This is a genomic window from Sphaerisporangium sp. NPDC005288 (assembly GCF_040607475.1).
In the GTDB taxonomy this organism is placed as follows: domain Bacteria; phylum Actinomycetota; class Actinomycetes; order Streptosporangiales; family Streptosporangiaceae; genus Sphaerisporangium; species Sphaerisporangium rhizosphaerae.
On record NZ_JBEXGT010000009.1, the window covers coordinates 108543 to 135286 of the forward strand.

The following is a 26744-nucleotide window of genomic DNA, read 5'->3' on the forward strand; positions in this document are numbered from 1 at the left end:
GCGATCGGGAGTACAGATGACCACGACGGCCGTGGCAGGATCACGGCGCCGCCCCCCGGGGGCGGTGCGGCGAGGCGTCCGCCGCAACCTGACGGCGTACGGGTTCCTCTGCGGGGCGCTGATCTGCTTCGCGTTCTTCTCCTGGTACCCGATGGTGCGGGAGATCCTGCTCAGCTTCCAGAAGACGAACTTCGTCGGGCCGCCCGACTGGGTCGGCCTGGACAACTTCCGCACCGTGACCGAGGACTCGGCGTTCGTGCCGGCCTGGCTCAACACGGCCGCCTTCACCGGGCTCGCGCTGGTCGTCGGGTACGCCGTGCCGTTCGTGGCGGCGATCGTCCTGAACGAGCTGCGGCACGCCAAGGCCTACCTCAGGTTCGTGGTCTACCTGCCGGTGATGCTCCCGCCGGCCGTCGCGGTGCTGCTGTTCAAGTGGTTCTACGACCCGGGCCCCGGCCTGTTCAACCAGATCCTGGCCCTGGCGCACCTGCCCGGGCTGAGCTGGCTGGACTCCACCAGCACCGCGCTGCTCTCGCTGGTGCTCGTCTCGACGTGGATGAACCTCGGCACCGGCACGCTGATCTACCTGGCGGCGCTGCAGAGCATCCCGGGCGAGCTGTACGAGGCGGCCGAGCTGGACGGCGCGGGCCTGTTCAAGCGGGTGTGGCACGTCACCATCCCGCAGACCAAGCTGATCCTGCTGGTGATGCTGCTGCTGCAGATCGTCGCCACCATGCAGGTGTTCATCGAGCCGTACCTGCTGACCGGCGGCGGCCCGGAGAACGCGACGGTCACGATCGCCTACCTGATGTACCAGTACGCCTTCAGCTTCGGCAACTTCGGCGGCGGCGGCGCGCTGGGACTCATGCTCATGATCGTGCTGATGGTGTTCTCGGCCATCTACCTGCGCGTCTCGCGGGACAACCAGATCTAGGAGGTGGCGACGATGCCGAGCAGCACAGTGCGTTCGGGCGGCGAGGTGCGCCCGCCGCGCCCCGTCCCGCCACCCGCGCCGGGCGGCGGCGGCGCCGTCACGGCGTCCCCGCCGTCGCGCGGGCGCAGGAAGAAGAAGGAGGCCGCCCGCCAGTTCCGGGGCCTGGTGTCCCCCCAGACCCTCAGCACGACCCACGGGAAGATCATCTACTGGATCGTGCTGGTCACGGTGGTCGTCGCCTTCACCGCGATCTTCGTGTTCCCGTTGTACTGGATGGTCACCGGGGCGCTGAAGTCGCCCGACGAGCTCGCCCAGATCCCGCCGTCGTTCTTCCCGCACTCCCTGGACTTCGGCGTGTACGCCGAAGCGTGGGACCAGCTCGACCTCGGGACGTTCCTGCGCAACACGGTGATCTACGCGGCGGGGGCCTGGCTGTTCACCCTGGCGATCGACGTCACCGCCGCCTACGCCCTGTCCAAGCTGCGGCCCGTGCTCGGCAAACTCGTGCTGGCCGGGATGCTCGCCACGCTGATGATCCCGCCGATGGTGATCCTGCTGCCGGCCTACCTGACGGTGAAGGACCTGCCGATCCTCGGCCTCAACCTGCTGAACACCCCGTGGGCGATCTGGCTGCCCGCGGCCGCCAACGGCTTCTTCATCTTCCTGCTCAAACGCTTCTTCGACTCCATCCCGCGGGAGCTGCTCGAGGCCGCCGAGATCGACGGCGCGGGCCCGGCCCGCATCCTGTGGTCGATCGTGCTGCCGGTGTCGCGGCCGATCATCGGCGTGGTGTCGATCCTGTCGGTGGTCAGCGTCTGGAAGGACTTCGTCTGGCCGCTGCTCGTGCTGCCCGACAGCGACAAGATGTCGATCAGCGTGGGCATCTCCTCGCTGTCGGCGCAGATGCCGCAGAACGTGCTCATGGCGGCCCTGGTCATCGCCAGCATCCCGGCCATCGTGATCTTCTTCGTCTTCCAGCGCAGCATCATGGCCGGACTCACCGCCGGAAGCCTCAAGGGATGACCCGGCGCGCGCCCCACCCGGCCGCGCCCCCTGCCGCGCCCAGAGCACCCACCGCCCGGGCCGTACCCGCCGCGACCGGCGCCCTCCGTCACCGCGGACCGCGCCGGCCGCACACCGAATCTGTAAGGAGAGACTCCAGCATGTCCGAAACGTGGTGGCGGGGAGCCGCGATCTACCAGGTCTACCTGCGAAGCTTCGCCGACGGCAACGGCGACGGCGTCGGGGACCTGGCCGGCCTGCGGTCCCGCCTTCCCTACCTCGCGGAGCTCGGTGTCGACGCGATCTGGCTCAACCCCTGGTACCCCTCCCCCATGGCCGACGGCGGCTACGACGTGGCGGACTACCGCGACATCGACCCCTCGTTCGGCACCCTGCCGGAGGCGGAGAAGTTCATCCAGGAGGCGCACGCGCTGGGCATCAGGACGATCATCGACATCGTGCCCAACCACGGCTCCGACCAGCAGGAGTGGTTCCGTCAGGCGCTCGCCGCCGGGCCGGGGTCCCCCGAGCGGGCGCGCTTCTGGTTCGCCGAGGGCCGGGGCGATCTGCCCCCGAACGACTGGCGGTCGATCTTCGGCGGTCCCGCGTGGACCCGGGTGCCGGACGGGCAGTGGTACCTCCATCTGTTCGCCCCCGAGCAGCCCGACTTCAACTGGACCAACCCCGAGGTGGTGGAGGAGTTCCACGACATCCTGCGGTTCTGGTTCGACCGCGGGGTGGACGGCATCCGCATCGACTCGGCCGCCGTGCTGTTCAAGGACTTCGACAGCGTCGAGGAGTCCTACACCGACCACGACGCCGTGCACGAGGTGTACCGGGGCTGGCGCAGGATCGCCGACGAGTACGGCGAGCGCATCCTGATCGGCGAGGTGTGGCTGCCCGACCAGGAGCGGTTCGCCCTCTACCTGCGTCCCGACGAGATGCACACCGCCTTCAACTTCGACTTCATGGCCCGCTCGTGGGAGGCGGCGGAGCTGCGCGCGTCGATCGACCTGACGCTGGCCACGCACGCGACGATCGGCGCCCCGCCGACCTGGGTGCTGTCCAACCACGACGTGCCCCGGCCGGTGACCAAGTACGGCAGGGCGATCACCTCCTTCAGCCACGCCGACCGCAGGGACGGCATGGCCTCGGACCTGGCGCTCGGCGAGCGCAGGGCCAGGGCCGCGGCGCTGCTCGCCATGGCGCTGCCCGGCGGCGTGTACGTCTACCAGGGCGAGGAGCTGGGCCTGCCGGAGGTGGAGGACATCCCCGCCGAGCTCCGCCAGGACCCGATGTGGACCCGCTCCAAGAACACCGTCCCCGGCCGGGACGGCTGCCGGGTGCCGTTGCCGTGGTCGGGCGCCACGCCCCCGTTCGGCTACAGCACCGGCGAGCCGTGGCTGCCGCAGCCGGCCACGTGGAAGGACCTGACGGCCGAGGCGCAGAACACCGACCCCGACTCCATGCTGTGCCTGTACCGCACGGCCCTGCACATCCGGCGGGCCGAACTCGGCGACGGCGCGCTGCGCTGGCTGGAGGCGCCGGAGGGCGTGCTGGCCTTCGCCCGGGAGTCCGGGCTGGCCTGCGTCGTCAACCTGAACGCCGGGCCGGTGCCGCTGCCCGCGCACGAGAGCGTCCTGCTGGCCAGCGGCCCGCTGGACGGCGAGGTGCTGCCCTCCGACACCGCCGTCTGGCTGCGGCTGGCCGAGACCGCCGGGTAGGCCCTGGCCGGCGGGTAGGTCCTGGCCGGCGGCGGGCCCCGGGCTCAGCCGCCGGCCAGGCAGTCGCGCAGCGCGGAGACGAGCCCGCGCGCCCGCGCGTCGCCGTGGCCGATCATCCGGTTGGCGACGTAGGCGAACCCGACCCCGTACTCGTCGTCCCCGAAGGAGAACTGGCCGCCCGCGCCGTCGTTGCCGAAGCTGCGCGGCCCCAGCATGGGGCGAAACCGCGGCGCGTCGAGCAGGAATCCCGACCCCCACCGGGCTCCGACGTCGGGGAACCCCGACCAGGAGGCTCCGGCCGCCTGCTCGCGCAGGGCGCCGGTGAGGGTGTCGCGCGTGAGCAGCCGGGGCGAGCCGTCCAGGCCGGTCGCGGCGGCGGCGTACACGCCGGCCAGGCCGCTCGCCGACGCGACGGCCCCGGCCCCGGGGATCTCGGCGGCCAGCAGCGCGGGATCGTTCCACCCGTGCGGCTGCTCGAGGCCGGGGAAGGGGATCGCCCCGTTCATCGTCACGATGCGCACCGGCAGCGACTCCTGGCCGGGCATCGCCGGCCTGCCCTCGGCCTCGACGAGCCGGGCGATCGTGGGCAGTTCCTCCCGGGGCAGGCCGATCCACGCCCGCAGGCCGAGTTCGTCGCCGACGGCCTTGCGGAAGTACGCGCCGGGGGTGAGCCCGGTGATCCGCCGGATCAGCTCGCCGATCAGGAACCCGAAGACGTGGCCGTGGTACTCGTGCGCGGTGCCCGGCTCCCACAGCGGCCGCTGCTCCTCGATGGCGTGGACCACCGGCGTCCAGGCGAGGATCTCCTCGAAGCTCAGCACGCGATCGAGGACGGGCAGCCCGGCGCGGTGCCCGAGCACCATGCGAGGCGTGATGGACTCCTTGCCGCCGCGGGCGAACTCCGGCCAGTGCCGGCTCACCGGGGCGTCGAGGTCCAGCCGCCCCTCCTGCGCCAGCAGATGGGCGCAGAGTGCGACGACGCCCTTGGTGCAGGAGAACACCGGGACGATCGTCTCCCGTTCCCAGGGCCGGCCGTCGCGCTGGTCGGCGACGCCGCCCCACAGCTCGACGACCTTGCGCCCTCCGGCGAAGACGGTGACCGCCGCGCCGAGTTCGCCGTGGCCGGCGAAGTTGCGGAAGAAGGCGTCGGCGACCGCTCCGAACCGTTCGTCGGCCGCTCCGCCATGCTTCATGGTTGTCATGGCGGGGAACGCTACATTCCCTTGGTAGATTAGGCAACCACCTAGAGGGTCTAGGAGAGTGAGGTGGCGGATGGCGCGTGCCGGACTGACGGCAGAGCGCGTGACGCGGGCGGCGGCCGACCTGGCGGACGCCGTCGGCTTCGACAACATGTCGGTCTCCGCGCTCGCGCGGAGCTTCGGCGTCAAGGACGCGAGCCTGTATTCGCACGTCAAGAACCTCAAGGACCTGCGGGAGCGGGTCGCGCTGCTGGCCGCGGGCGAGATGGTCGACCGCATCGCCGCGGCGGTCGCGGGGCGGGCCGGGCAGGACGCCCTGGCCGCCTTCGCCAACGCCTACCGTCAGTACGCTCTGGCCCATCCCGGACGCTACGCCGCGACACAGGTCTCCATCGACCCCGCCGTCCTGGCCGGTTCGGCGGCCTTCGCCCGCAACGTGGAGCTGACCTACGCCATCCTGCGCGCGTACCGGCTGTCAGAGCCGGACCTGACCGACGCGGGCCGCCTGCTGCGCAGCACCTTCCACGGGTACATCACCCTGGAGGCCAACGGCGGGTTCACCCACGTGCGCGACGTCAACGCCTCCTGGGACCGGGCCATCACCGCCCTGCACTTCCTCCTCCAGAACTGGCCCGCCACCCACCCCCACACCGAACCCTGACCCACCGGCCACCCGCCTCCCCAAGAAAGGCCCGCCGCGCACCCACACCGAATGCTGACGCGCCGGCCACTTGCCTCCCCAACAACCGGCGCGCCGCACCCCACACCGCATTCTGACGCGCCGGCCACTTGCCTCCCCAACAACCGGCGCGCCGCACCCCACACCGAATTCTGACGCGCCGGTCTCCCGCCTCCCCAACAACCGGCCCTTCGGGCTGACGGCCCGGCTTCGCCGGGTGCGATGGCTCTTCCCGCCCCACTGGACCTTTGTCCGGCGCCGAGTCGGCGGGAAGGGGGACGGCGAATCCGGCGCCGTGGTGCGGCGGGAAAACCGGTCAACGCCCCCGGTCAGGGGGTCAGGCGAACAGGCCGGTCTCGTGGCCGTCGTCTCCGGTGGGGCCCGGCTCGCCGGCGAGGCGGGTGTAGTGCTCCACGGCCGACACCGGCTGCCCGACGCCGTTGGACAGCGCGAAGTAGCCGCCGTCCACGCTGATCTGCGTGCGGTGGGCGCGCAGCGCCGCGGTCTTGGCCGGGAGGTGGGCGACCGCGTCCACCCGCGTGGTCACCTGCTCGTCGGGCACGCCGAACCCGAAGTCCTCCACCGCCTTCAGCCGTTCGAACGGCCCGGCGTCCACCGCCTGCTCCAGCACCGACAGCGGCGTCGCCGTGGCGTAGAACCGCGAGGGGGTCCACGGCTCGCCCTCGCCGAAGCAGGGGTCGGCGGCCTTCTCGAAGGCCCGCCACGCCACCCGGTGGGCCTGGATGTGGTCGGGGTGGCCGTAGAAGCCGTCGGCGTCGTAGGTCACGATCACCTGCGGCCGCACCTCGCGGACGATGCCGACCAGCTCGGCCGCGGCCAGGTCCACGTCGGCCTGCCAGAAGCAGGCCGGGTCGTCGTTGGTGGGCGCGCCCATCATGCCCGAGTCGCGCCAGCGGCCCGCGCCGCCGAGGAAGCGGTGGTCGCGCACTCCCAGCGCCGCGCAGGCCCGGGCGAGCTCGCCCACCCGGTGCTCGCCGAGACGGTCGTCGCGGTCGGCGGCGAGGTGGCGCAGCTCGGCCGGGATCACCTCGCCCTCCTCGCCGAGCGTGCAGGTGACCAGGCAGACGTGGGCGCCCTCGGCCGCGTACTTGGCCATCGTGGCGCCGGTGCCGATCGACTCGTCGTCGGGATGGGCGTGGACGAACAGAATCCGACGATCGGGCGACATGACCGACCTGCCTTTCCTTCCGTGGCTCCCAGCCGGGTCCGCCGAGGGTTCCCGCGTGCTCCGGGGTGGCGCCTCCCCGTCCGCGGAACGGCACGAGGGGCCCGAATCCGGGACCTTACTCCACGAAGGCGCCGGAACGAACCTTGACCGGCCCCGTGGAGCCCCGCACGACCAGCTCCGGCTCGTACAGCAGCTCCTCGGCGGTGACCGTCGCGCCTTCGATCTGGCTGACCAGCAGGGTGACGGCGGTCCTGCCCATGGCCTCGATCGGCTGGCGGACCGTCGTCAGCGGCGGATTGGTGCAGTTCATGAACGCCGAGTCGTCGAAGCCGACGACCGAGACGTCCTCGGGCACGGACATGCCGACCCGCCGGACGGCCCGGATGGCGCCCAGGGCCAGCGGGTCGCTGGCGCAGATCAGGCCGGTGACCCCTCGCTTGAGCAGCCGGGTGACCACCGCCTGGCCGCCCTCGGGGGAGAACAGGGTGTGCTCCACCGTGTCGAGGCCGGCCTCGAACCCGGCCTTGCGCGCCGAGGCGGTGAACGCCTCCAGCTTGCGCCGGGAGGGAATGTGGTCCTCGGGACCGAGCACCAGGCCGATGCGCTCGTGCCCGAGCGAGGCCAGGTGGCCGTAGGCCTGCTCGACGGCGACGGCGTCGTCGGTGGAGACGCGCGGGAAGTCGAGGCTGTCGGTGGCCGCGTTGACCAGCACGACGGGCAGCCGCAGCTCCAGCAGCCGGTGGTAGTGCTCGTGGGGCGCGTCGGCCTCGGCGTAGTGGCCGCCCGCGAACACCACGCCGGAGACCTGCTGCTCCAGCAGCATCTCGACGTAGTCGGCCTCCGACAGCCCGCCCGCCGTCCGGGTGCACAACACGGGCGTGAAGCCCTGCTGGGCGAGCGCGCCGCCGACCACCTCGGCCAGCGCGGGAAAGATCGGGTTGCCCAGCTCGGGCAGCACCAGCCCCACCAAGCGGGCCCGCTCACCGCGCAACTGCGTCGGCCGTTCGTACCCGAGCACGTCGAGCGCGGTCAGCACCGCCGCGCGGGTCGCCTCGGCCACCCCCGGCTTGCCGTTGAGGACCCGGCTGACCGTGGCCTCGCTGACGCCGACCTTCTTCGCCACTTCCGCAAGTCGCCGTGTCACGGCGCAATCATAGGTCGAAATCCTGCAAGTCGCTTGCGTTCGCCTGGTCGCTCAACGACATGCGTCCCAATTGGAACGTCAGCAACTTGCACTCTCTTACAGCGGCTTGCAAGTTCGGTCGGAGCGCCCTGTCAGCGGAAGATCACGCAAGGCCTGCTCCGCCGGTGACCACGGCGACGACGCGGGCGCCCGGGGCGAAGGCTCCCCGGGCCGCCAGGGCGAAGATCCCGTACATCATCTTGGCGATGTAGACGCGGTCGAGCCGCAGGCCGTGCCGCTCGTGGAAGTCCCCGGCGAACGCGTCGAGCTCGGGGGTGCGCCTGGCGTACCCGCCGAAGTGGAAGCCGCATTCGAGGCTCCAGTTCGACGTGGGCGCGCCGAACGCCTCGCGCTGCAGCCGCTCCACCTCCCCGGCCAGGTACTCCCCGCCCTTCAGCACCGGGAAGCCGACGGCCCGGCGCCCCGGCGGGAGCCCACCGGCGATGCCGGCCAGCGTCCCGCCCGTGCCGCACGCGCAGCACACCGCGTCGAACCCCCCGGCGGCGGCGAGCTGGGCGTCGATCTCGGCGGGCAGCTCGGCGCAACCCCGGGCGGCGAGGGCGTTGCTGCCGCCCTCGGGGAGCAGGTAGAACTCGCCCCACTCGGCCCGCAGCCGGGCGATGGTCTCAGGGGTGTGCTTGGCGCGGTAGGCGGTGCGGTCGAGGTAGGTCAGCCGCATCCCGCGGGCGGCGGCGCCGGCCAGTGCCGGGTTGAGCGGCAGGTGCTCCTCGCCGCGGATCACCCCGATGGTCGCGAACCCGAACCGGCGGCCGGCCGCGGCGGTGGCCCGGATGTGGTTGGAGTAGGCCCCGCCGAAGGTCAGCAGCGTGCCGTGCCGCAGGCGGGCGGCCTCGGCCAGGTTGTACTTGAGCTTGCGCCATTTGTTGCCGGGAAGCTCGGGGTCGAGCAGGTCGTCCCGCTTGAGGAACAGGCGCACGCCGCCGAGCCGGTCGTCGCGGAGCTCCGCGATCGGGCTCGGCGTCCGCGGCGCCCCGTCACCCCGCCCGGCGTCGTCGTCCACAGGCCCAGCTTGGCACGCGACGAGCGGTGAGAGGGGGTCGGTAGGCTACCGACGGCCCTTCGAAACCTGAGGAGATGCGCGTCATGCGTGCTGTCGATGCCTTCCGCACGGCCTACGGCCGCGAGCCCGAGCGTGTCTGGCACGCCCCGGGGCGGGTCAACCTGATCGGCGAGCACACCGACTACAACGACGGGTTCGTGCTGCCGTTCGCGGTGCCCTGGGGCGTCACCGCCGCCGTCGCCCTCCGCGATGACGACACCATCCGGCTGCTGTCCCTTCAGGCTTCAGGCGGCGACGAGGCCCGGGTGCCCGAGCCGCTGGTGATCACCGACTTCGAGCAGGCCGAGGGGTGGGCGCGGTACGTCGTCGGCGTCTTCTGGGCGCTGCGGCAGGCCGGGCACGATGTGCGCGGCGCCGACGTGGTGATCGACGGCGACGTGCCGCGGGGGGCCGGGCTGTCCTCCAGCGCCGCGCTGGAGGTCTCGGTGGCCATGGCCTTGGACGACCTGCACGGGCTCGGCCTGTCCCGGCTCGACCTCGCGCTGCTGTCGCAGAAGGCCGAGAACGACTTCGTCGGCATGCCCTGCGGCATCATGGACCAGGCCGCCTCCGCCCTGAGCCAGGAAGGCCACGTCCTGTTCATGGACTGCCGCAGCCTGGCGACGCGGGCCGTCCCGCTCGATCTGGCCTCCGAGGGGCTGCAGATCCTCATCATCGACACCGGCGTGCACCACGAGCTGGCCGACGGCCAGTACGCCCGCCGCCGCCGCGACTGCGAGAGCGCCGCCGCCCGTCTCGGGGTCAAGGCACTGCGCGACGTGACCGACCTGGCCGCCGCCCTGTCGCGCCTTTCGGGCGACGAGCGCAAGCGCGTACAGCACGTCGTCACCGAGGACCATCGGGTGGAGGCGCTGGTCGGGTTGCTGCGGGCCGGCGCCGTGCGCGAGATCGGCGCCCTGCTCAACGCCTCGCACCTGTCGCTGCGCGACCAGTACGAGGTGTCCTGCCCCGAGCTGGACGTGGCGGTCGAGGCGGCCGTGCGCGGCGGCGCGCGCGGCGCGCGCATGACCGGCGGCGGGTTCGGCGGGTCGGCGATCGCCCTGGTCGCCGACGACCGTGCCGATCAGGTGCGCGAGGAGGTCACCAGGGCCTACGAGGAGCGGGGCTGGGCCGCTCCGCGGTTCTTCCCGGCCAGCCTCGCCCCGGGGGCGCACCGCCTCGCTTAGCGATCGCCCTCAGCGAGCGGAGGCCGGCGGACGCCCCCAGTGCAAGAGGGGACCAGGGACCCCAGTGCGAGAGGGGGCCAGGGGACGTCCCCAGCGGGAAGTGAGGCCGGCGGACGCCTCCGGTGCGAAACGAGGCCGGCGGGCGCCGTCAGCGGGTGGCGGGGCCAATCAGGTCGCGGGAGTCGTCAACGGGAGGCGGGGCCGGTCAGGTCGCGGGAGTCGTCAACGGGAGGCGGGGCCGGTCAGGTCGCGGGACGCCCTGGCGCTCCCGCGGCCGGCGGGAAGGGTCTGCGGCCCGCGCCCGCGGCGCGGCCGGGTCTCGACGAGGAAGCGCGCGGTGAGGCCGCTGGCCTCAAGGACGCGCCGCACGGGCGAGGAGGGCTCCGCGAGCCGTAGTTCGCCACCCAGCACCACCGAGCGCCGCCGGGCGGCCAGCAGGGCGCCGAGCCCGCTGGCGTCCATGAAAGTGACCTTGGAAAGGTCGACGATGAGCCGCGGGTGCGGCAACTGGAGCAGGCCGATCAGGCGCTCTTTGAGCTCGAGGGAACAGGCGATGTCGATGTCCCCGCTGACGCGGCACACCACCGCGTCGGCCAGGACGTTCACGGACAGGTCCATCACAGGACCTCCAATCGGACGCCGGGCGGTTCGCGGTCGAGCGGACCGCCCTTCTTGCGTCCTTCGAATGACGGCGGCGTCGCCGCCGTCACGTGAGCCTTGCGGCTGCGTGATCAGAGCGGGCGAACCTGCTCCGCCTGGGGGCCCTTCGGGCCGCGAGTCGTCTGGTAGTCCACACGCTGGTTCTCCTCGAGGCTGCGGTAGCCCGCGGCGTCGATCGCGGAGTAGTGCACGAAGACGTCGGCGCTGCCGTCATCGGGAGCGATGAACCCGAAGCCCTTTTCGGCGTTGAACCACTTGACGGTTCCCTGAGCCATGAAACTGATCTCCTCTGAGACGATCTACGAGGTCCACAACGTGACACCCCGAGTTGTTCAGCGACCGACCGCCCCTTGAAACACGTGCTTCGCACGGTGGAACGCCCGCTGTAAGAACTCCGCAGGCGCTGCTAAACGTTAACGAACCTCTACTACAACCGATCCCCATTCAACACCATGCGGCCCGAGAAGGCGAACGGTGACCCCGGGAATTTCCGGGCCTTCTACGCGCCGAGCGGAGGGAAGGCGGGGGTGCGGCGCTCCAGGAAACTCGCGACGCCCTCGGCGAAGTCGGGCCGGGTGAAGGACTCCAGCATCAGGCGCACGGCCTCGGACTCCGACTCCGCGAGGGACCGCCCCCAGTCGCCCCAGACCTGCCGTTTGATCACGGCCATCGAGGCCGGCGAGCTGTGGGCGGCCAGCTCCCGGGCGTAGGCCAGGGTCTCCTCCAGCAGCCGCTCCCCCGGCACGACCCGGTTGGCCAGGCCCAGTTCGCCGGCCTCGGCGCCGGTGAACGTGCGGCCGGACAGCAGCAGGTCCATCGCCCTGGGCTGGCCGATGAGCCGGGGCAGGATCCACGCCAGGCCGTACTCGGCGATCAGGCCGCGCCGGGCGAAGGCGGTGGTCCACTTGGCCTCGGCGGCGGTGAAGACCAGGTCGCATACCAGCGCGTGCACCATGCCGAGCCCGGCGCAGGCGCCGTTCACGGCCGCGATGACGGGCTTGCGGATGGTCGTCGGGTGGGTGGTGGGCCGCTTGTCCGGCTCGACGTCGTAGGAGCCGTCCTGGACGGCGGCGAGGGTCTGGAAGTCCGCCCCGGCGCAGAAGCCCTTCCCGGCGCCGGTGACCACGACGACCCGTACCCCGGGGTCGCACTCGGCCTGCTCCAGCAGGTCGAAGTAGCGCCTGCCCATGGCGTCGGTCCACGCGTTCAGCCGGTCGGGCCGGTTGAAGGTGAGCGTCAGCACGCCCTCGTCCAGGGACGACAGCACCAGATCGGACATGGAACCTCCAGCGGGGCCGGTACAGAACAACGTTCTACACCAGTCTGCCCGACCGGGGCGGCCCGGTCATCCCTCGTAGTCGCTCTTGCGAGGATGGTGGACGAACGCCGGGGAGAGCTGCACGTCGTCGTAGTACCGGTGGAAGACCGGCGTGAGCGAGCCGGACAGGGGCGGGACGATCCACGACCAGTCGGCCGGGCAGATGCGTCCCGAGCGCTCCTCACGCTCGAGGTGGGACATGAACCGGCGCGACTCGGTGTGGTGGTCGGTGATCGTCACCTGCGCCCGCTCGAAGGAGTGCAGCACGGCGACGTTCAGCTCGACCAGCGCCCGGTCCTTCCAGAGCGTGCGCTCGTTGGAGGTGTCCAGGCCGAGCCGGCGGCCCACGACCTCCAGCTTGTCGTACCGGTCGGTGTCGGCCAGGTTGCGCGCGCCGATCTCGGTGCCCATGTACCAGCCGTTGAACGGCGCGCACGGGTAGCAGACACCGCCGATCTCCAGGCACATGCCGGAGATCGCCGGGACGGCGTGCCAGCGGAGCCCGAGCTCGGCGAACCAGGGGAACACCGGGTGGACCAGCGGCACCTCCAAGATCGCGTCCGCGGGGACGGTGGCCAGCAGCGGCGGACGGCCGCCCGCCTCGATGACCAGCGGCAGCACGTCGAAGTCCGTCCCCGGCCCGCCGGACCACCCCAGGCGGCGGGCCATGGCGGTGAGGTCGGCGTTGCGCGCGTCGCCCGCCAGGATGCTCCCGTCCAGCGCGCGGTACCCCGCGTACCGGATGAGCTGCTCGTTCAGGATGCGCGGCCCGGGACGGCCCGGCCGGTCGGGGGCGAAGACGGTGATGGTGGGGCGGATGCGCCCTTCGTTGGTCGCCTCGCGCAGGTGGGCGACCGACTCCACCGCCACCCCCTCCGCGGTGTCGACGTGGCGGCGGTCGCGCACCCGCAGCGAGTGCCAGTACAGCCGGCCGATGCACCGGTTGCTGTTGCGCCAGGCGACGCGCGCCCCGTAGGCCAGTTCGTCGGCGGTGTGGGTATAGGTGCCCCAGGCGTCGATCTCGGCCAGCACCTGGTGCAGGCGGGGCCAGAACGGGCCGGCCGAGGGGTTCTCGGCGTGGAACAGCCGCAGGAACTTCTCCGCCTCCTGCGGGTCGGCCAGGCCGTCGCCGCCGCCGGGGCGATGGAGGGGCAGCGCCACAGGAGCGCGAGAGGCCGGCGGGCAGGCTCGGTCCCGCTCATGGATCGACACGGGAACTGCGCTCCGTCCGGGGGGAGACAGTGGGACATCCTCCTGCGAGGGTGAGGGCGCCTGGGCGCCCTCTGCCTCAGGGGACGGCGCGGGAGTCGAACGACCCCGACGCAGCGCCGCGACAGCTGACTTTACCGGAAGTCGGACCCTCAGAAACCCCAACACTGGACAACCGCCACATCGGTCACATGGGTATCAGAACGCTTCCGGGAGCTCTGACGCCCTGGAGGCGGCGGCCTTTCCCGCCGCCGTCGGCACGGATCCGCGGCAGCCGCACGTCGTGTTCCGGGCGAGCTCGGTGACTCTCAGCGTCGATGCGCCTGCAGAGTGACACGAAGCACGGCAAGACCACATCTTGGGCCATCGAGTGGGATTTGTCCTGCCAAATCGCAGACGGGTCGGTGTCCAAGAACGGCGACAGCCCCAGGGGGACTCCCCCTGGGGCTGCATGGTGGCTCCCGCGATAGGACTCGAACCTATAACCTGCCGGTTAACAGCCGGCTGCTCTGCCGATTGAGCTACACGGGATCGTTCGTTTCGCGCCTTGCGGGAAGGGCGTTGGCCCTTCCTTGCGGCGCGGAACTAGATTAGCGCATTCCGAGGGGTGCGTGTCGCACCCAGATCGTCCCCGGCCGCGGGGAGGCACCGCCCCGGGCCGGAGCCTGCGGTGTCGCTCCCCCGCAAGCTTCCGCGCGCCGGGAAGATAACCGCCCGCAGCCGGGGTAGGGGAAGCCCAGAGCGGGGGAGCCAGCGGCACGCGGGAGGTAGAAGATGCGATATCGATTCACGTTCGCCGTAGGCCTGGCCATCGGGTACGTCCTCGGCAGCAAGGCCGGACGAGAGCGGTACGAACAGATCAGGCGGCTGGCGCAGCGCGTCGCCGACAATCCCATGGTCCAGCAGGCCGCGGGCGTGGCGGGGGCCCAGGCGTCCAAGGCGGCCGAGGTGACCAAGCACAAGCTGGGCGACGTGCTCGGCGACCGGGTGCCGTTCCTGCACAGGAACGGCTGGAGCGTCGTCAAGGACGACACCGGCACCGGCTGGCCGGACAGCGAGATGGACCGCGTCACCTGACCGGCGCACCCGGAGACGGCCCGCGTGAAACCCCCGCGCACGGGCCGTCTCCGCATGTTGCGGGTCCCCGCGCACGGGTTGGTCTCCGCAAGTCCCGGGCACGGGTCGGTCTCCACATGCCGCAGGCCCCCGGGGGCGAGGCCGTCCGCGGTACGTGCGCGGACGGGCCGTCGCCGCGGCCGTGCGGGCGGCGGGTCAGACGCCGAGCGTGCGGCGCAACCGCTCCAGGGCCTGCTCCGCCGCGGCCCGCAGGCCGGGGTCGGACGGGTCCAGGCCGGGGTCGAACACGAACTCCCACTCGGCGGTGTCCTGACCGGGCACCCGGCGGGCGACCAGCCGCACTCCCCCGCGCTCGCCGAGGCGGACGTGCCGGTTGACCAGGATGGAGGAGGTCACCCGCTCGCGCACGGCCTCGGGCAGCCGGCCGGGGTCGGGCAGTTCCACCCGCCGGCGGGCGCCGTCGGTGCCGACGACCAGCAGGCCCTCCTCGTCCCACTGCGCCCGGTCGACCCGGTACCAGGGCAGCGTCTCGCCGGCCGGCAGGCGCAGCGCGCGGTCGGTGGCGACGACGTACCCGCCGTCCGGCGTCCGCGCGTGGACCAGCACCCGCTCGCCGGGCTCCAGCCGCACGCCGGCCTCCGGGGGGAGGCCTTTGGTGCCCCAGGGAAATCGCATGGGTGAAAGCTACCCGGCCCGCCGGTGCGGGGCCGCACGCGGGCGGCCCGGCGCTCATCCGGCGAGCAGGTCCAAGGTGAGGGCGGCCGACCAGGAGAAGTCGCGGCACCCCCGTCCCATGCCGTCGAAGGGGTCGAAGCACTCACGGAACCCCGCCTGGCGCACCAGGCGAAGGGTGGCGGTCGCGAGCAGCCTCTCCAGGGCCCCGAGGCCGTGCCCGGCCGCGGCCTGCCGCAGCAGCCAGTTGGTGTTCACCCACGACGGCCCGCGCCAGTATGTCTCCCGGTCGAACTGCAGCGCCCGCACCTCGCAGCTCGGCACCGGGTAGCCGCTCGGGCCGAGGAAGCACGACTCCAGCAGCTGGACCAGCGGCCCGACGATCGTCGCGGGCATGCCCGGGTCCAGCAGCGGGCCGAACCCGCCGATCGTGCGGATCGGGATGAGCGACCCGGCGCGCAGATCGCGCGCGTAGAACGCGCCCTCCCACAGGCGGGCCAGCAGCCCGCCGCGGATCCGCTCGGCGGCCTCCTCGAACGGCCGGCCGTCGGCCCCGATGACCCCGGCCAGGTCGGCCAGCGCCAGGCAGGAGGCCAGCCAGATGCCGTTGAACATCGGGTCCTCGACGGCGAAGGGGTGCTCGTCGCGCAGGTAGCCCGGGCCGTACCCGGCGTCGCGGTAGCGCAGGGCCAGCCAGACCCAGCGGTCGTGGTGGCTGTCGGAGCGCCAGTCCTCCAGCCCGCAGGCGTAGCCGACCATGGGCAGCGCGGCCAGCGGGGCGTCCCAGGCGGGGCTGTCGTCCAGGCCGGACTCCCAGGGATGGACGATCGCCGCCAGGCCCTCGCCGCCGAGGTCGCGGGCGGAGGCCAGGTACCGGTGCTGGGCCACCAGGCACGGCCAGGTCCTGCGGACGAACGCGAGCGCCGCGTCGCGGTCACGGGCGTAACGCCAGATCCACCACACCGCGCAGGCGTGGAGCGGCGGCTGGGTGAGGCCGGAGGTGGGCACCCCGCGCGGCGCGGCGGCGCACTCCCCCGAACGCCAGATCGACGGCCCCGGGTAGTAGGAGTCCCTGACGGCCGGGTCGAAGACGATGTGCGGCACCATGCCGGTGCTCCACTGCCCGGCGAACAGGCTCAGCAGCTCCTCGCAGGCGCGCGACCACCGGCGCCGCGCCAGGCCGATCGCCACGAACGCCGAATCCCAGCTCCACTGGTGGGGGTAGCGCCCCACCGAGGGGACGGTGGCCGTTCCCGTCCAGTTCGCGTCAAGCACGTCGAGTGCGGCCTGCTCGAGCGCGGTGTCCTCGTCGAGCGCGGACCGCGCGTCCATCGGCTCGGCGGCAGGAGGGGCGTCCCTGCCGTCCCTCCTCCCTGGTCCCCGCGGGCCCCCGTGCTGATGGGCCCGCGCCCGTCCGGGGCCTATGGCCTTGACGGCCCTGGACGGGCGCGGGAGGTCTCAGTCGAGGTAGTCGCGCAGCATCTGCGCCCGCGTCGGGTGACGTAACTTGGCCAGCGTCTTGGACTCGATCTGGCGGATGCGCTCGCGGGTGACCCCGAACTCCCTGCCGACCTCCTCCAGCGTCCTCGGGTGCCCGTCGGACAGCCCGAAGCGGAGCTGGATGATGCGCTGCTCGCGGTCGGAGAGAGTGGCGAGGATGTCGTCGAGCTGGTCCTGCAACATGATGAACGCCGCCGCCTCGATGGGCACCACGGCGTCGGCGTCCTCGATGAAGTCGCCGAGGTCGGAGTCCTCCTCGCCGATCGGCGACTGCAGGGACACCGGCTCCTGCGCGATGCGCTGGATCTCCACCACGCGGTCCACGGGGAGGTCCATCTCCATCGCGATCTCCTCGGGAGCGGGCTCCCGGCCGAGATCCTGGTGGAGCTGGCGCTGCACGCGGACCAGCTTGTTGATCGTCTCGACCATGTGCACGGGAATTCGAATCGTCCGCGCCTGGTCGGCGATCGCCCGGGTGATGGCCTGGCGAATCCACCACGTGGCGTAGGTGGAGAACTTATATCCCTTGGTGTAGTCGAATTTCTCGACCGCGCGGATCAGCCCGAGGTTGCCCTCCTGGATGAGATCGAGGAAGAGCATTCCGCGGCCCACATAGCGTTTGGCGATGGACACCACGAGCCGCAGGTTGGCCTCGATGAGCCGCTGCTTGGCCCGGACGCCCTCCCAGACGAGCTCCTCGAACTCGGGCTTGACCAGCCGTATGCCGATGTCGCACAGTTTGTCCTCGGCGAACAGGCCGGCTTCGATCGCCTTCGCCAGCTCCACCTCCTCCTCCGCCGTCAGGAGCGGCACGCGGCCGATCTCCCGCAGGTAGATGCGGACGAGGTCGCTGGTCGGCGCCCGCTTGCCGACATCCTCCTCATCGGGCCGGACGGTGTCGTCGTCGCCTTGCGGCTCGAGCACCTCCACACCCTTTTCGGCGAGCATCCGCACGACACGCTCCAGCGCGTCGGCCGGCAACTCGGAGCGGTCGAGCGCGGCGGCGACGTCGTCGACGGTGACGCTGCCGCGCTCCTTTCCTCTCGCGACGAGATCCGCCACCTGGTCTACTACCGACGGCGGTCCACTTGGCAGCACCGATGCACCCACGGTGCATAGTCTGCGGTATAGGGGCGGTAAAAGGGCAGGCCTATTTTTGTCACCCGAGGTAAGGCCGGAGCCATTACCGAATTGAGATCGGACAAAGAGTTTGGCTGCTCTGAGAAGCGGAAAGTAAGGTTAATTACGCTCCGACGGCGCGTTCTCTTAAGACCCGGCGTTGTTGTTCGAGCGCCACCAGTTCCCCGAAGAGGCGGTTGTAGTCCTGCTGCTGCTCAACAGGGTTGAGGCGCTCCATCTTGGCCTTGATCTGCACCAGCGCCCTGGTGACGGCGATCTCGGCGAGCCGGGCCAGCACGGCCTGGCCGTAGCGCTCTTCGCCGGCCAGGTCGGCCCGCACCGGATCGACCGCGAACCTGGTCGCCAGGGCGCGCAGGCCGTCGTCCTCGGTGGCGGCGAGCAGCATGTCGACCCACTCGCGCCCGCCGGGGCCGCCCGCGACCGTGCCGCCCGCCGCCGTGACCAGGCCGTACAGGGCGACGTGCTCGGGCACGGTGAACGCCCCGGCCCCGAGGGCGTCGAACTCGGGCCCCATGAGCGCGGGACGCTGCACCGCGAGCTTCAGCGCCTCCGCCTCGATGCGGACCACCGGGTCGGCGGAGTCGGCCGGCGGGGGCGCGCTCGCCCGCCGTGCGGGCCGTTCGGACGCCGCCCTGCCCCCCGCGCGGCCCGCGACCTCCTGGATGCGCCGCAGCACCAGCCGCTCGTCCATGAAGCCGAGCCAGCGGTCGAGGTCGACGGCGTACCTGCCGCGCAGCGCGGAATCCTTGATGCCGGCCACCAGCGGGGCGGCGGCGTCCAGGGCGGCCAGGCGGCCCTCGTTGGTGGTCAGCTCGTAGCGCGAGATGACGCTGCGGATGGCGAACGCGAACAACGGCTCACGGGCGGCGACCAGATCGCGGACGGCGGCGTCGCCATGCTTGACCCGCAGGTCGCACGGGTCGAGCCCGTCGGGCTGCACGGCCACGAAGGTCTGGGTGACGAACTTCTGCTCGTCGGCGAAGGCGCGCAGGGCGGCCTTCTGACCGGCGGAGTCGCCGTCGAAGGTGAACACCACCTCGCCGCGGAACTCGGCCTGGTCGAGCAGCAGGCGGCGCAGCACCTTGATGTGCTCCTCGCCGAAGGAGGTGCCGCAGGTGGCGACCGCCGTCGGCACGCCGGCCAGGTGGCAGGCCATGACGTCGGTGTAGCCCTCGACGACGACGGCCTGGGAGCGCTTGGAGATCTCGCGCTTGGCCAGGTCGATGCCGTACAGCACCATGCTCTTCTTGTAGATCGGGCTCTCGGGGGTGTTGAGGTACTTGGGCCCGTCGTCGCCGTCGAGCAGTTTGCGCGCGCCGAAGCCGATCACGTCGCCGGTGATGTCGCGGATGGGCCAGACGAGCCGGCCGCGGAACCGGTCGACCGGCCCGCGGCGCCCCTCGCGGGCCAGGCCGCCCTTGATCAGCTCGTTGGCGGTGAACCCCCGGCCCAGCAGGTGGCGGGCGAGGCGATCCCACTCGGATGGGGCGAAGCCGACCCCGAAGTGCTCGGCGTCGACGCGTTCGAAGCCCCGCTCGGACAGGAAGCGGCGGCCGGGCGCCGCCTCGGGGGTCTCCAGTTGGGCGGCGTAGAACTCGGCGGCGGCCCGGTGGGCCTCGATGAGCCGGCTGCGCTCGCCCTGCTCGCGCCCGGGGACGTACCCGCCCTGCTCGTAGCGGAGCTGGATGCCCGCGCGCTGCGCCAGCCGCTCGATCGCGTCGGCGAACGACAGCAGCTCCAGCTTGCGGACGAAGGTGATGACGTCGCCGCCCTCGCCGCAGCCGAAGCAGTACCAGTAGCCGCGGGAGGGGGTGACGTTGAACGAGGGGGACTTCTCCTCGTGGAAGGGGCACAGGCCTTTGAGATTGCCGCCGCCGGCGTTGCGAAGCTGGATGTGCTCCCCCACGACGTCGGCGATCGATGAGCGCTCTCGCACGAGCGCGATGTCCTCGTCACTGATCCGCCCTGCCACGCCGCGAGTCTACGACTCGGCGCCGACACTCCGCTCCGGCGGCCGTCCCGGCTTGGCGGGAGCCGCCGGGGCCGGACACCGCGCGCCCCGGAGCGTCAGGGGTCGTCGTGCCGGCGTGACCGGCCGGTTACCGTCGGTTCCATCCCAAGATGGGGGATTTTCGGCGAATAAGCGGTGATGGTGGCGAAGGTCGGTTACAAAGGGAACGCTCATATCGGTAACGTCTGGCGGGTGGAGATCATGCGATCGGGGCGACTGGCCGCCATCGGAGCGGCCGTGCTGGTCAGCGCCGCCTGTGCGGCCCCCGGCGGGGTGGCCGGCATCAGCACGCTGCCGCCCGCGCCACCCATGCAGGACGTGGCGGCGACCGGGGCCGCGACCGGCACGCCGGACGCGCTTCCCAGCCCCGACGTCTCGCCCACCGGCGAGGGCGGCACGGAGATCGACGCCGCCACCCTGAAGCCGACCCCGTCGGCCTCTCCCGGCTCTCCCGGCGACGTCAGGCCGCCGCGCGGCGACGACCCTGTCCGCGTGCCCCCGCCGAGGCTGTCGCGGTTCACCTACGTCTTCCCGGTCCGCGGGTGCCGGGTCAGCTACGCCCGCAAGCAACTCGTGCTGCCCAAGACCACCATCTGGGCGGGCAAGGGCTGCTCGTACGTCTCCCCGGTCGGCGGCGTCGTGCACGAGGTGAGCACGACCGACCGCTGGAGGCCGGCCACCGACCACGGGACCGACCGCGAGGGCCGGTTCGTGTCCGTCCTCGGCGACGACGGGGTGCGCTACTTCGGCGGGCACCTCGACACCGTCGAGGCGGGCGTCCGGCCGGGGACGCGCGTCGCCGCGGGCCAGGTGCTCGGGCGCGTCGGCGACTCGGGCGACGCGCGGGGCCAGGGGGCCAACCTGTACTTCTCGGTGTCCTGGGCGACCGCCTCGCGCTACTGGTGGGTGCGCCGCGGGATGGTCGATCCGTGGACCTACCTGGACGCGTGGCTGCACGGCAATCCGACCCTGTCCCCCGCCGAGCAGGTGGCGGCGGCGCGCGCCCGGCTCGGCGCCACGCCCGCCTGCCGCACGCTGTGCGCCTCCAAGCCGGTCAAGAAGAAGCCCACGCCGGTCCCCACCCAGACCGCCGACCCCGACTCCGTCACCACCGGCTGAGGCCACACGTGGTGGACCGGCCGGCGGAGGCCACCGCCCCTGCCGGCCGCTCCGGGTCGCCATGCGTCCGCGCGTGCGGCGCCGGCCCTCGTCAGGGAGCGCCGATCCTCGCCGCGATGATCGGGGCCAGGCGGTCGGCGATCTTGACGTGCCCCGCGTCGTTCGGGTGCACGGAGTCGCTGAGGTCGGCGCTGGTCAGCCAGCCCTCGGTGTTGACGTAGAAGACGTTGGGGTCGCCGCCGTCGTTGAGCGCCTTGACCGCGGCCTGGGTCTGGGCGACGAACTTCGCGCGGAAGGTCTCCATCGCGAAGATCGTCGCGTACGGGTACTTCGCCCGCACCTCGCGCAGCAGGTTGGTGTAGGAGGCCTGGAACTCCGGGGTGTGCACGCCGTGGCCGGAGTCGTTGGTGCCGAGGTTGATGACCACCACGTTGGCCTGGTAGCGGGAGAAGTCCCAGTCCGGGGTCGCCGCGTTGGGGTTCAGCTTGAGGAACTGCCGCTCCAGCCCCACGCATCCGTCGGCTGTGGCGACCAGGCAGGCGCCGCCCTGGGCGATCTGCGTGTGCCGCACGTGGAGCCGCTCGCCGACCAGCCACCCGTACGCCGTCAGCGCGTTCTTGGAGGTGGTGGTCCCCACGGTGATCGAGTCGCCGACGAACTCCAGCAGCGTCGAAGGCACGTTCGCGCGGAAGGTGCTCGCGCCCGCGTCCAGGACCAGTCCCTGGAACACCGCGTCGCCGTGGTAGGACCCGGCGACGACGCGGTAGGAGACGCGCAGCGTGTGGTCGCCCGCCCGCAGCGGCGTCGAGGTGAGGTTCACCGTGCCGCTGACGTTGGTGCGGTAGACGAACGGGGCGCCGTCGATGCTGTAGTACAGGTCGATGGCGCCGCGCTGCTTGAGCTTGACCGTCGTCCCGGTGAAGCCGGTGGTGAAGTAGGCGCCCGCCCAGTACGGCGTGTAGGCCGCCGGGTTGCGGGTGTCCCAGCGGCCGGTGAAGGAGATGTTGGCGTCCGTCGGCGAACCGTCGCCGGTCGCCGCCGTCGCCGGGAGCGGCGCGACGCCGCCGATGACCAGGGCCGTCACCGCCCCCATGATGAGAGCTCTGAACCTCGGCATGTGATCGTCCTCGCTCGTGGCGGAGCCCGCCGCGTCCGGCCGCGGCACGGCGCCGGGTGGGGGAAGGATCAGGACGTGATGATCGGTCTTCGACGCTAGGTCGGCTCGCGCGGCGCGGCAACGGCCGCGGGGCCGCCCGCACCCGCCGCCCCGGCTCTTCCCCAGCTCACCCGGCGGCCCGCCGCCGCGCGGCCGTGTAACTTACAGCCGGGGCGGCGGGCGCCAGGCGAGCGGAACATCAGGACGACGGACGCCGGCGTGGCCGGACCAGGACGTCAGACGCCGGCGTGGCCGGGCCGGCGCGCCGGGCGGGGCGGTGGGGGTCAGGCGCGGGAGCTGAGTGAGCGGTGCAGGGCGACGGCGCTGACGTCGGTGAGCGAGGCGATCTGGTCGACCACCACCCGCAGCCGGGCGGCGTCGTCGGCCGCTCCGGCGAAGGCCGGGCGCAGGGCGGGCTCCAGCGTCCCGGGCGCGCCCAGCATGATCATGGACGCCAGCTCCGCGATGAGGTCGCGCTGGCGCGCCTGGTTGGCGTGGTGGTCCTCCCGGGACATCACGTAGTGCGCCGTGACCCCCTTGAGCAGCGCGCACTCCAGCCGGGTGACCCGGGGCACGATCAGGTCGGCGCCGTACCGGGTGCGGCCCCGGCCGTAGGCGCTGGTCGTCGCCTCCTGCGCCGACAGGCAGAACCGGCCGATCAGGGCGCTGGTGAAGGACTTCAGCGCCACCAGGTCGGCCATGGTCTCCTCGAACCGCGCCGGCCACAGCGGCGCGGCCACCAGGTGGGCCAGCGTCTCCTCCAGCTCGGTGAGGCAGGAGTCGCCCGCGTACCACTTCAGCGTGCGCTCGCACACCTCGCGCCGCTCCCCCGCGTCGAACAGCAGTTCCGGGGTGAGGTGCCCGGAGTGCAGCGCGTCCTCCAGGTCGTGCACGGAGTAGGCGACGTCGTCGGACCAGTCCATGACCTGCGCCTCGAAGCTGACCCTGCCCTCGGGCGCGCCCTGCCTCGCCCAGTCGAAGACGGGCAGGTCGTCGGGGTAGACGCCGAACTTCGGGCCGTGCGCGGAGGTCCAGGGGTACTTCAGGGACGAGTCGAGCGTCGCGCGGGTGAGGTTCAGCCCGGCGCTGCGGCCGTCGCCGGTGAGGACCTTGGCCTCCAGGCGGGTCAGCAGGCGCAGGCTCTGGGCGTTGCCCTCGAAGCCGCCGCACCGGGCCGCCAGCTCGTTGAGCGCCGTCTCGCCGTTGTGCCCGAACGGCGGATGGCCCAGGTCGTGGGCGAGACAGGCGGTCTCGACCAGGTCGGGGTCGCAGCCGAGCGCCTTGCCCAGCTCCCGGCCGATCTGCGCGCACTCCAGCGAGTGGGTCAAGCGGGTGCGCGGGATGTGGCGGCCATGGTCGGGGATCTCACCCGGGCCGACGACCTGCGTCTTCGCGGCGAGCCGCCGCAGCGCAGAGCTGTGCAGTACCCGCGCCCGGTCGCGCTCGAACGCGCTGCGCTCAGGGTTGCCGGGAGGTTCCGGCACCCATCTGGCCTGGTCGAAGTCGTCGTAGCGTGTCATCGGTAGCGGGGATGCTACCCCCGCTATGGGTCGTGCATGACAAACATGCAGGAAACTCACGATGTCCGGACGCATTTCGTCTTCCCCCGCAGGTCAGGCGGCCCGTGAGTAACCCCTGCCCCGGCCGTCGCCACCCCTGTCCGGCCGGAGGAGGCCCCTTCGGCCGGACAGGGCCTGGGACGGAAGCCGGGCCGTCGCGCGAAGCGGACGAGCGACGGCCGGCGGATCCGGGCTCCGCGCACAACCCGGGCGGGGCGCGGTCAGCGGGAGTCGGACTCCTCGCGGGGCAGCGCCGCGCGTCCGGCCTCCAGCCGGGCGACCGGGACGCGGAACGGCGAGCAGGACACGTAGTCCAGGCCGATGTCGTGGCAGAAGCGCACCGACTCGGGGTCGCCGCCGTGCTCGCCGCAGATGCCGATCTTGAGGTCGGGACGGGCGGCGCGGCCCTCCTCGACGGCGATGGACATCAGCCGCCCGACGCCGCCGCGGTCGATGCTCTCGAACGGGGAAACCCCGAAGACGCCCAGCTCCAGATAGCGCGAGAAGAACGCGGCCTCGACGTCGTCCCGGGAGAACCCCCAGGTCATCTGGGTGAGGTCGTTGGTGCCGAAGGAGAAGAAGTGCGCGGCCTCGGCGATCTGGCCGGCGGTCAGCGCCGCGCGCGGCACCTCGATCATCGTGCCGATCGCGGCCTCGACGCCGTTCTCCGCCAGGATGCCCCGCGCCTCGTCCCGGACGTGCTCCAGCTCCTGCACGGCCCCGACCAGCGGGATCATGATCTCGGCCCGGGGGTCGCCGCCCGCGGCGCGGCGCTCGGCCACCGCCTCGGCGATCGCGCGCACCTGCATGGCGAACAGCCCGGGGATCACCAGCCCGAGCCGCACGCCGCGCAGGCCGAGCATCGGGTTCTCCTCGTGCAGCCGCTTGACCGCCGCGAGCAGCCTGCGGTCGCGGGCCGTGGCCTGCTCACCGGCCAGCGCGACCTTCACCGACAGGGCGGTGAGGTCGGGCAGGAACTCGTGCAGGGGCGGGTCGATCAGGCGGACCGTCACCGGCAGGCCGTCCATCGCCGCGAAGATGCCCGCGAAGTCGGACCTCTGCAGCGGTTCCAGCGCGTCGAGCGCCGCCTGGCGCTCCTCCCCCGAGACGGCCAGGATGAGGTCCTCGACGAGCCGGCGGCGCTCGCCGAGGAACATGTGCTCGGTGCGGCACAGGCCGATGCCCTCCGCGCCGAACCCGCGCGCCCGCGCGGCGTCCTCGGGGGTGTCGGCGTTGGCCCGCACCGCGAGGCGGCGCCGCTCGTCGGCGTGGACCATGACGCGGTGCACGGCCTGGATCAGGTCGTCGGAGGTGTCGCCGGCGCCCTCGAAGTACTGGACGACGGGCGAGGCCATGACGGGCACCTCCCCGCGGTACACCTCGCCGGTGGAGCCGTCGATGGAGATCACCTCGCCCTCCTCGACCACCACGCCGCCGGGGGCGGTGAAACGCCGGCCCGCGGGGTCCACCTCGATCTGCTCGGCGCCGCACACGCAGGTCTTCCCCATGCCGCGGGCGACGACGGCGGCGTGCGAGGTCTTGCCGCCCCTGCTGGTCAGCACGCCACGGGCGGCGATCATGCCCGCCAGGTCGTCCGGGGTCGTCTCGCGGCGCACCAGGATGACCTCCTCACCCCGCGCGGTCAGCTCCTCGGCGCGTTCGGAGGAGAACACCGCCCTGCCCACGGCCGCGCCCGGCGAGGCGTTCATGCCCTTGGCGATCGGGCTGAGGCGGCCGTGCCCGGCGAACCTCGGGAACATGAGCTGGGCGAGCTGGTCGCCGGAGACGCGTTCGAGCGCCTCGTCCATGTCGATCAGGCCCTGGTCGACGAGCTGGGTCGCGATGCGGAACGCCGCCTCGGCGGTGCGCTTGCCTACACGGGTCTGCAGCATCCACAGCTTGCCGCGTTCGATGGTGAACTCGATGTCGCACAGGTCGCGGTAGTGGTTCTCCAGCGTCCGCATGATGCCCAGCAGCTCGCGGTAGGAGCTCGCGTCGATCTTCTCCAGCTCCTGCAGCGGGATGGTGTTGCGGATGCCCGCGACGACGTCCTCGCCCTGGGCGTTCTGCAGGTAGTCGCCGTACACGCCCTGGTTGCCCGTGCCGGGGTCGCGGGTGAAGGCGACGCCGGTGCCGGAGTCCATGCCGAGGTTGCCGAAGACCATCGCGACGATGTTGACCGCCGTGCCGAGGTCGGCGGGGATGCGCTCCTGGCGGCGGTAGACGATCGCGCGGGGGGCGTTCCAGGAGTCGAAGACCGCCTCGACGGCCATGCGCATCTGCACGCGGGGGCCTTCGGGGAACTCCCGGCCGGTCTCGTCCTTGACGATGTCCTTGAAGGACCGCACCAGGCGCCGGAGGTCCTCGGCGGTGAGCTCCAGGTCGCTGGTCACCCCGCCGTGCCGCTTGGCCCGCTCGATGGCGTCCTCGAACCGGTCGCCCTGGATGCCGAGGACGGTGCGGCCGAACATCTGGATGAGCCTGCGGTAGGAGTCCCAGGCGAAGCGCTCGTCGCCGGCCTGCGCGGCCAGGCCGCGCACCGACTCGTCGTTGAGGCCGATGTTGAGGACCGTCTCCATCATGCCGGGCATGGAGAACTTCGCCCCAGAGCGGACGCTGACCAGCAGGGGGTCCCCGGGGGCGCCGAGGCGCTTGCCCATGCCGTCCTCCATCGCGTGGAGGTGCTTGTCGACCTCGTCCCACAGCCCGTCGGGCACCCCGCCGCCGGCCAGGAACCGGCGGCACGCCTCCGTCGTGATCGTGAACCCCGGTGGCACCGGAAGCCCCAGGTTCGTCATCTCGGCGAGATTGGCGCCTTTGCCACCGAGGAGCTCCTTGAGATCCTTGTTGCCCTCGGTGAACCCGTATACGTATTTGGGCACTGGGACCCCTCCAACGACTCCTCCGGCGTACGGTTCCGCCTCTTTCCGGGGGACTCTACCTACGATTAACGGAAGGAAACGTCACCGGCCTATCAGAGGGACGTTCGCCCTGCTAGACCCAATATAGCGGTCTAATCCAATCGCCCCCGGGGGCGGGACGGCCAGAAAAGGAGCCGGCCGCCGGGCAATGGTACAGACCAATTGTGCGGGCGGTTCACGGCGATTAGGCCGGGGCTCACCGGAGCACAATTGGTTTAGACCAGTAAAAGCGACGGCATGGTTCC

General features: G+C 72.0%; 22 protein-coding genes and 1 tRNA gene. 7 read left to right on the forward strand and 16 right to left on the reverse strand.

Going from position 1 to position 26744, the window contains the following annotated elements; genetic code table 11:
- Positions 1–16 precede the first annotated feature (16 nt).
- The 3 genes from ABZU32_RS11420 to ABZU32_RS11430 all read left to right on the forward strand — a co-directional run bounded on the left by ABZU32_RS11420 (position 17) and on the right by ABZU32_RS11430 (position 3660).
- Positions 17–934 carry a sugar ABC transporter permease gene (locus tag ABZU32_RS11420; RefSeq protein ID WP_354834216.1) on the forward strand — a complete coding sequence of 306 codons (918 nt, stop codon included), beginning with the start codon at positions 17–19 and terminating at the stop codon, positions 932–934.
- Between the two features lie 12 nt (positions 935–946).
- Positions 947–1957, forward strand: a complete 1011-nt coding sequence (locus tag ABZU32_RS11425) for a carbohydrate ABC transporter permease (protein WP_354920416.1) — start codon at positions 947–949, stop codon at positions 1955–1957.
- 140 nt (positions 1958–2097) lie between these two features.
- The gene (locus tag ABZU32_RS11430) at positions 2098–3660 is read left to right on the forward strand and encodes a glycoside hydrolase family 13 protein (RefSeq protein WP_354920419.1); all 1563 of its coding nucleotides are present in this window, start codon (positions 2098–2100) and stop codon (positions 3658–3660) included.
- A gap of 44 nt (positions 3661–3704) precedes the next feature.
- On the opposite strand, the gene ABZU32_RS11435 is transcribed toward ABZU32_RS11430, so the two are convergent.
- Positions 3705–4862 (reverse strand): serine hydrolase domain-containing protein, encoded by a 1158-nt coding sequence (locus ABZU32_RS11435; protein ID WP_354920422.1) that lies wholly within the window; start codon positions 4860–4862, stop codon positions 3705–3707.
- 70 nt (positions 4863–4932) lie between these two features.
- Here ABZU32_RS11435 and ABZU32_RS11440 point away from each other — a divergent pair, with 70 nt between their 5' ends.
- Positions 4933–5520, forward strand: coding sequence for a WHG domain-containing protein (locus ABZU32_RS11440; protein ID WP_354834228.1), 588 nt, complete (start codon positions 4933–4935; stop codon positions 5518–5520).
- A gap of 355 nt (positions 5521–5875) precedes the next feature.
- Here ABZU32_RS11440 and mshB read toward each other — a convergent pair whose 3' ends face one another.
- The 3 genes from mshB to ABZU32_RS11455 all read right to left on the reverse strand — a co-directional run bounded on the left by mshB (position 5876) and on the right by ABZU32_RS11455 (position 8931).
- Positions 5876–6727 (reverse strand): N-acetyl-1-D-myo-inositol-2-amino-2-deoxy-alpha-D-glucopyranoside deacetylase, encoded by an 852-nt coding sequence (gene mshB, locus ABZU32_RS11445; RefSeq protein ID WP_354920425.1) that lies wholly within the window; start codon positions 6725–6727, stop codon positions 5876–5878.
- A gap of 115 nt (positions 6728–6842) precedes the next feature.
- Positions 6843–7871: a LacI family DNA-binding transcriptional regulator gene (locus ABZU32_RS11450; protein WP_354834234.1), complete on the reverse strand. Its 1029-nt coding sequence runs from the start codon at positions 7869–7871 to the stop codon at positions 6843–6845.
- A 142-nt stretch (positions 7872–8013) separates the two neighbouring features.
- Entirely contained in the window at positions 8014–8931 is a 918-nt protein-coding gene (locus ABZU32_RS11455; protein WP_354920428.1) for a pyridoxal-phosphate dependent enzyme, read from the reverse strand.
- Between the two features lie 83 nt (positions 8932–9014).
- On the opposite strand from ABZU32_RS11455, the gene galK reads away from it, so the two are divergent.
- Positions 9015–10157 (forward strand): galactokinase, encoded by a 1143-nt coding sequence (gene galK / locus ABZU32_RS11460; RefSeq protein WP_354920431.1) that lies wholly within the window; start codon positions 9015–9017, stop codon positions 10155–10157.
- 222 nt (positions 10158–10379) lie between these two features.
- On the opposite strand, the gene ABZU32_RS11465 is transcribed toward galK, so the two are convergent.
- From ABZU32_RS11465 to ABZU32_RS11485, 5 genes are all read right to left on the reverse strand, one after another.
- On the reverse strand, positions 10380–10775 hold the full coding sequence (locus ABZU32_RS11465; RefSeq protein WP_354920434.1) for an STAS domain-containing protein: 396 nt from the start codon (positions 10773–10775) through the stop codon (positions 10380–10382).
- Positions 10776–10888: 113 nt separating this feature from the next.
- Positions 10889–11092, reverse strand: coding sequence for a cold-shock protein (locus tag ABZU32_RS11470; protein WP_354834246.1), 204 nt, complete (start codon positions 11090–11092; stop codon positions 10889–10891).
- Between the two features lie 224 nt (positions 11093–11316).
- Entirely contained in the window at positions 11317–12096 is a 780-nt protein-coding gene (locus tag ABZU32_RS11475; protein ID WP_354920437.1) for an enoyl-CoA hydratase, read from the reverse strand.
- A 66-nt stretch (positions 12097–12162) separates the two neighbouring features.
- Positions 12163–13296: a nitric oxide synthase oxygenase gene (locus ABZU32_RS11480; protein ID WP_354920439.1), complete on the reverse strand. Its 1134-nt coding sequence runs from the start codon at positions 13294–13296 to the stop codon at positions 12163–12165.
- A 503-nt stretch (positions 13297–13799) separates the two neighbouring features.
- Positions 13800–13875 (reverse strand) — tRNA-Asn (locus tag ABZU32_RS11485).
- A 243-nt stretch (positions 13876–14118) separates the two neighbouring features.
- On the opposite strand from ABZU32_RS11485, the gene ABZU32_RS11490 reads away from it, so the two are divergent.
- Positions 14119–14421 carry a YtxH domain-containing protein gene (locus tag ABZU32_RS11490; protein ID WP_354834255.1) on the forward strand — a complete coding sequence of 101 codons (303 nt, stop codon included), beginning with the start codon at positions 14119–14121 and terminating at the stop codon, positions 14419–14421.
- A 195-nt stretch (positions 14422–14616) separates the two neighbouring features.
- Here ABZU32_RS11490 and ABZU32_RS11495 read toward each other — a convergent pair whose 3' ends face one another.
- The 4 genes from ABZU32_RS11495 to dnaG all read right to left on the reverse strand — a co-directional run bounded on the left by ABZU32_RS11495 (position 14617) and on the right by dnaG (position 19705).
- The gene (locus ABZU32_RS11495; protein ID WP_354834258.1) at positions 14617–15096 is read right to left on the reverse strand and encodes a hypothetical protein; all 480 of its coding nucleotides are present in this window, start codon (positions 15094–15096) and stop codon (positions 14617–14619) included.
- 54 nt (positions 15097–15150) lie between these two features.
- Positions 15151–16425 (reverse strand): hypothetical protein, encoded by a 1275-nt coding sequence (locus ABZU32_RS11500; RefSeq protein WP_354920442.1) that lies wholly within the window; start codon positions 16423–16425, stop codon positions 15151–15153.
- 126 nt (positions 16426–16551) lie between these two features.
- A complete protein-coding gene (rpoD, locus tag ABZU32_RS11505) occupies positions 16552–17655 on the reverse strand; it encodes an RNA polymerase sigma factor RpoD (RefSeq protein ID WP_354834264.1) in 1104 nt (367 codons plus the stop codon).
- Positions 17656–17836: 181 nt separating this feature from the next.
- Complete coding sequence (gene dnaG / locus ABZU32_RS11510; RefSeq protein WP_354920445.1) at positions 17837–19705, reverse strand: DNA primase; 1869 nt, start codon at positions 19703–19705, stop codon at positions 17837–17839.
- Positions 19706–19945: 240 nt separating this feature from the next.
- On the opposite strand from dnaG, the gene ABZU32_RS11515 reads away from it, so the two are divergent.
- On the forward strand, positions 19946–20863 hold the full coding sequence (locus tag ABZU32_RS11515) for a peptidoglycan DD-metalloendopeptidase family protein (RefSeq protein ID WP_354920613.1): 918 nt from the start codon (positions 19946–19948) through the stop codon (positions 20861–20863).
- Between the two features lie 91 nt (positions 20864–20954).
- On the opposite strand, the gene ABZU32_RS11520 is transcribed toward ABZU32_RS11515, so the two are convergent.
- From ABZU32_RS11520 to ppdK, 3 genes are all read right to left on the reverse strand, one after another.
- Positions 20955–21980, reverse strand: coding sequence for a GDSL-type esterase/lipase family protein (locus ABZU32_RS11520; protein ID WP_354834269.1), 1026 nt, complete (start codon positions 21978–21980; stop codon positions 20955–20957).
- A gap of 323 nt (positions 21981–22303) precedes the next feature.
- Entirely contained in the window at positions 22304–23539 is a 1236-nt protein-coding gene (locus ABZU32_RS11525; RefSeq protein WP_354920448.1) for a deoxyguanosinetriphosphate triphosphohydrolase, read from the reverse strand.
- Positions 23540–23799: 260 nt separating this feature from the next.
- The gene (gene ppdK, locus ABZU32_RS11530; protein ID WP_354920451.1) at positions 23800–26460 is read right to left on the reverse strand and encodes a pyruvate, phosphate dikinase; all 2661 of its coding nucleotides are present in this window, start codon (positions 26458–26460) and stop codon (positions 23800–23802) included.
- Positions 26461–26744: the final 284 nt, after the last annotated feature.

Excerpts from the sequence above, each read along its gene's own strand:
- ABZU32_RS11420 (WP_354834216.1), top strand. The coding sequence starts at position 17 with ATGACCACGACGGCCGTGGCAGGATCACGGCGCCGCCCCCCGGGGGCG.
- ABZU32_RS11425 (WP_354920416.1), top strand. The coding sequence starts at position 947 with ATGCCGAGCAGCACAGTGCGTTCGGGCGGCGAGGTGCGCCCGCCGCGC.
- ABZU32_RS11430 (WP_354920419.1), top strand. The coding sequence starts at position 2,098 with ATGTCCGAAACGTGGTGGCGGGGAGCCGCGATCTACCAGGTCTACCTG.
- ABZU32_RS11435 (WP_354920422.1), bottom strand. The coding sequence starts at position 4,862 with ATGACAACCATGAAGCATGGCGGAGCGGCCGACGAACGGTTCGGAGCG.
- ABZU32_RS11440 (WP_354834228.1), top strand. The coding sequence starts at position 4,933 with ATGGCGCGTGCCGGACTGACGGCAGAGCGCGTGACGCGGGCGGCGGCC.
- mshB (WP_354920425.1), bottom strand. The coding sequence starts at position 6,727 with ATGTCGCCCGATCGTCGGATTCTGTTCGTCCACGCCCATCCCGACGAC.
- galK (WP_354920431.1), top strand. The coding sequence starts at position 9,015 with ATGCGTGCTGTCGATGCCTTCCGCACGGCCTACGGCCGCGAGCCCGAG.
- ABZU32_RS11465 (WP_354920434.1), bottom strand. The coding sequence starts at position 10,775 with ATGGACCTGTCCGTGAACGTCCTGGCCGACGCGGTGGTGTGCCGCGTC.
- ABZU32_RS11470 (WP_354834246.1), bottom strand. The coding sequence starts at position 11,092 with ATGGCTCAGGGAACCGTCAAGTGGTTCAACGCCGAAAAGGGCTTCGGG.
- ABZU32_RS11475 (WP_354920437.1), bottom strand. The coding sequence starts at position 12,096 with ATGTCCGATCTGGTGCTGTCGTCCCTGGACGAGGGCGTGCTGACGCTC.
- ABZU32_RS11490 (WP_354834255.1), top strand. The coding sequence starts at position 14,119 with ATGCGATATCGATTCACGTTCGCCGTAGGCCTGGCCATCGGGTACGTC.
- ABZU32_RS11495 (WP_354834258.1), bottom strand. The coding sequence starts at position 15,096 with ATGCGATTTCCCTGGGGCACCAAAGGCCTCCCCCCGGAGGCCGGCGTG.
- ABZU32_RS11500 (WP_354920442.1), bottom strand. The coding sequence starts at position 16,425 with ATGGACGCGCGGTCCGCGCTCGACGAGGACACCGCGCTCGAGCAGGCC.
- ABZU32_RS11515 (WP_354920613.1), top strand. The coding sequence starts at position 19,946 with ATGCGATCGGGGCGACTGGCCGCCATCGGAGCGGCCGTGCTGGTCAGC.
- ABZU32_RS11520 (WP_354834269.1), bottom strand. The coding sequence starts at position 21,980 with ATGCCGAGGTTCAGAGCTCTCATCATGGGGGCGGTGACGGCCCTGGTC.
- ABZU32_RS11525 (WP_354920448.1), bottom strand. The coding sequence starts at position 23,539 with ATGACACGCTACGACGACTTCGACCAGGCCAGATGGGTGCCGGAACCT.